The 3,561-nt window shown below is 69.1% G+C and carries 5 protein-coding genes; 3 read left to right on the top strand and 2 right to left on the bottom strand.

Features of this window, described 5'->3' with window-relative positions:
- Positions 1-234 (top strand): endonuclease (locus tag ACOADB_RS16330; protein WP_378600647.1); only part of this gene is annotated, 234 nt, incomplete at its 5' end.
- 62 nt (positions 235-296) lie between these two features.
- Here ACOADB_RS16330 and ACOADB_RS16325 read toward each other — a convergent pair.
- Together ACOADB_RS16325 and ACOADB_RS16320 are read right to left on the bottom strand one after the other, a co-directional pair.
- Positions 297-1,079: an alpha/beta fold hydrolase gene (locus ACOADB_RS16325; RefSeq protein WP_378600644.1), complete on the bottom strand. Its 783-nt coding sequence runs from the start codon at positions 1,077-1,079 to the stop codon at positions 297-299.
- A gap of 9 nt (positions 1,080-1,088) precedes the next feature.
- Positions 1,089-2,261, bottom strand: coding sequence for a 3-hydroxyacyl-CoA dehydrogenase NAD-binding domain-containing protein (locus tag ACOADB_RS16320; RefSeq protein ID WP_378600642.1), 1,173 nt, complete (start codon positions 2,259-2,261; stop codon positions 1,089-1,091).
- Between the two features lie 148 nt (positions 2,262-2,409).
- Here ACOADB_RS16320 and nucS point away from each other — a divergent pair, with 148 nt between their 5' ends.
- The gene (nucS, locus tag ACOADB_RS16315; RefSeq protein WP_378600640.1) at positions 2,410-3,108 is read left to right on the top strand and encodes an endonuclease NucS; all 699 of its coding nucleotides are present in this window, start codon (positions 2,410-2,412) and stop codon (positions 3,106-3,108) included.
- Positions 3,109-3,264: 156 nt separating this feature from the next.
- On the top strand, positions 3,265-3,561 hold a 297-nt coding region (locus tag ACOADB_RS16310; protein WP_378600639.1), incomplete at its 3' end, for a DUF952 domain-containing protein.

The following is a 3,561-nucleotide window of genomic DNA, read 5'->3' as shown; positions in this document are numbered from 1 at the left end:
ATGTACATGGCCGTGCGGTACGAGGGCGGTGACGGCTTCGCGGACCTCGAGCTGAACAACTCGATCAACGGCACGACGCCGTACCTCGGCAAGATCTCCGTCCTGCTCGCCTGGCACGCGGCCGACCCGGTCACGCCTGCCGAACGCGCGCGCAACGGCAAGGTCTACGCCGACTACCAGGGCAACCGGAACCCGTTCATCGACCACCCGGAGTACGCCGAGGCGATCTGGTAGGTCGCGAAGCGACCGCACGCTGGTCGAGGAGGTCGCTCAGCGACCGTCTCGAGACCCAGGCACTAGTCCCCCAGGAACTGCCGCAGCACCTCGACGAAGATGTCGGGGCGCTCGGAGTGCAGCCAGTGGCCGGCGTCCTTGATGGTCACCTTGCGATTGCGCGGGAACCAGCGGTCCATCGCGGCGTCGTACTCCGGCTTGACGTAGTCGGACCGACCACCGGCCAGCCACAGCACCGGTCCGTCGTACGGCGGCCGGCCGGCCAGCTGCTCCTCGGGCCAGCCGCTGATGACCGGGAGGTCCCGCCCCAGCACGTCGAGGTTCATCTGCCAGCTCCAGCCGCCCGGCGCGGCCGGGTCACGGCGGAGGTTCTGCAGCAGGAACGACCGGATCGTCGTGTCGGGCACTGCCGGTTCGAGCAGGCGGTCCGCGTCGGAGCGCTGCACCACCTGGGTCAGGTCCATCGCCTGCATCGCCGAGATGTAGCCGGGGAACTCGCGACTCGCCTCGTAGCTGACCGGCGAGATGTCGGCGACGCACAGCCGCTCGACACGTTCGGGGTGCATCAGCGCGAGGAACATGGCGACCTTGCCGCCGAGTGAGTGCCCCACCACCGTCGCGGGGCCGTCGGGCAGGAGCTCGGCGACCTGGGCTGCCGCCTCGACGAAGTCGAACCGCTCGGGCCACGGCGAGCGCCCGTGGTGCGGCAGGTCCACCAGCAGCACCTGGTGCTTCTCGGCGACCTGCTTGGCGACCTGGGTCCAGTTCTTCCCCTGGCCGAACAGCCCGTGCAAAAAGACCACACGGCTCCCGGTCGTGCCGAGAGCCGTGTGGTGAAGCGTCACGCGTGAAGACTACTTCGCGTAGTCGTGGAACCCTGCGCCGGTCTTGCGGCCGAGCTCGCCCGCCTCCACCTTCGCGACCAGCGTCTTGGCCGGCGCGAAGCCCGGCTCACCGAACTCGGTGAAGAGCTCCTTCTGGATGGCCAGCGACACGTCGTTGCCGACCACGTCGAGCAGCTCGAACGGGCCCATCGGGAGACCAGCGGTCTCCTTGATGGCGGCGTCGATGGTCGTCAGCTCGACGCCCGACTCGCTGAGCGTCACCGCGTCGTTGAGGTACGGGAAGAGGAGCAGGTTGACGATGAAGCCCGCACGGTCGCCGGCGGAGACGCCGACCTTGCCCACGTTGGCGGTCAGTGCACGCACGGTCTCGTCGACATCGGCGGACGTCGCGGAGGTCGTGATGATCTCGACCAGCTTCATCACCGGCGCGGGGTTGAAGAAGTGCATGCCGATGACGTCCTGCGGACGGCTCGTGGCCTCACCGAGCTGCGTGATCGGCAGCGAGGAGGTGGTGGTCGCGAGGATCGCGCCCGGCTTGGTGATCTTGTCGAGGTCGCGGAACAGCTCGAGCTTGATCTCGAGGTCCTCGGCGATCGCCTCGACGACGATGTCGACGTCGCCCAGCGCCTCGCGCTCGGTCGAGCCGGTCAGGCGGCCCAGCAGGTTCGCCTTGTCGTCCTCGGTGCCCTTGCCCTTGGCGATGGCGCGGTCGAGGTTCTTGGTGATGTAGCCGATCACGCCGTCGAGCTTGTCCTGGCTGCGGCCGACGTACACGACGTCGTACCCGGCCTGGGCGAAGACCTGGACGATGCCCGAGGCCATCGTGCCGGTGCCGACGACACCGACGCGGTTGATGTCGTGCTTGAAGGTCGGTGCGGCGCTCTCGCCGGCGGCCGCGGCCTCCTCGGCGAAGGTGCGGCCGTCAGCGGCCAGCTTCTCCAGCAGGTCGGCCGGCTGGTGCAGGTGGTCGCCGGTCTCCGCGAAGCGGGCGGCCAGCAGGTCGCGGACCTGGGCGGCGCCGATCTCGTCGACGACGGTCAGCGGGCCCTTGGGGTAACCGCAGCCGAAACGCATCGCGGCGTCGATGTCGGTCACCGAGGCGTAGCCCGACTCGTAGGTGCGCACCGCGTGGTTGAGGTACGGCAACACCAGCGTGTTGAAGATCTGCTCGCTCGAAGTCATGGGGCGAAGTCTCTCAGCCCGAACGGGCCATCGCTACCCATCGGTAACAGAGCGAGACGGATATCACTGGCGCTGAGCGGGGCGGTCCCACTGGCCGACGCAGGAGCGGCGCGATGGGTGCCGCGCGGCACCTGTAGATTCATCGCCCGTGAGACTTGTCGTGGCACGCTGCCAGGTGGATTACGCCGGCCGTCTGAGCGCACACCTGCCGATGGCGACCCGGGTGCTCATGCTCAAGTCGGACGGCTCGGTGCTGGTGCACTCCGACGGCGGCTCCTACAAGCCGCTGAACTGGATGTCCCCGCCCTGCACGGTCCGCGAGGGCACGACCGACGACGGCCAGATCGAGTGGACCGTGACCGCGAAGGCCGCCAAGGGCGCGACGCCGGACACGCTCCGGATCCTCATCGAGGAACTCCTCCACGACTCCTCCCACGACCTGGGCATCGACCCCGGCCTGCAGAAGGACGGCGTCGAGAAGCACCTGCAGGAGATGCTCGCCGACCACCCGGGCACCCTGCACGAGGGCCTCACCCTCGTGCGGCGCGAGTTCCCCACCGCGATCGGCCCCGTCGACCTGATGTGCCGCGACATCGACGGCCTGAGCGTCGCGGTCGAGATCAAGCGCCGCGGCGACATCGACGGCGTCGAGCAGCTCACCCGCTACCTCGAGCTCCTCAACCGCGACCCCCTGCTCACCGGCAAGGGCGCCGTCCGCGGCATCTTCGCGGCCCAGGAGATCAAGCCGCAGGCGCGGGTGCTCGCCGAGGACCGCGGCATCAGTTGCGCGGTCGTCGACTACGACGCGCTGCGGGGACTGGACGACCCGTCCGACCGGTTGTTCTAGGAGTCCACGGCGACGACCTGCGCAGGATCACACCCGTGCACGATCCTGGTCGCCGAACTGGCAGGATCTGGGGCCACCACCGCACATGTGCGCGATTGTTGCCGGCGTTGCCGGTCTGCCGCGTTCCGTCCGACCACTGACCTCGGGAGTACGACGATGGCCACGATCTTCCACCTCGCACTGGCGTCCGACTGGGCAGCAGCCGAGGCGTCAGGCGCGTACACGACCTCCACCCTCGGGCGGACGCTGGCCGACGAGGGCTTCATCCACGCCAGCCGGGCCGATCAGTGGACGGCCGTGCGCGAGCGGTTCTACGGCGACGTGAGCGAGCCGCTGGTGCTGCTGCAGATCGACACCGACCTGCTCGACGTGCCGGTGGTCGAGGAACCGGCCGTGCCGGGTGGCGCCGAGACGTTCCCGCACATCTACGGGCGGCTGCCCGCGGCGGCTGTC

Source organism: Nocardioides sp. CPCC 206348, from assembly GCF_048654705.1.
GTDB lineage: Bacteria > Actinomycetota > Actinomycetes > Propionibacteriales > Nocardioidaceae > Nocardioides.
Note: the sequence above shows the minus strand (reverse complement) of the source record. Positions and strands in the feature narration are given on the sequence as shown.

Coding starts and splice junctions, on each gene's coding strand:
- ACOADB_RS16320 (WP_378600642.1), bottom strand. CDS start 2,261: ATGACTTCGAGCGAGCAGATCTTCAACACGCTGGTGTTGCCGTACCTC.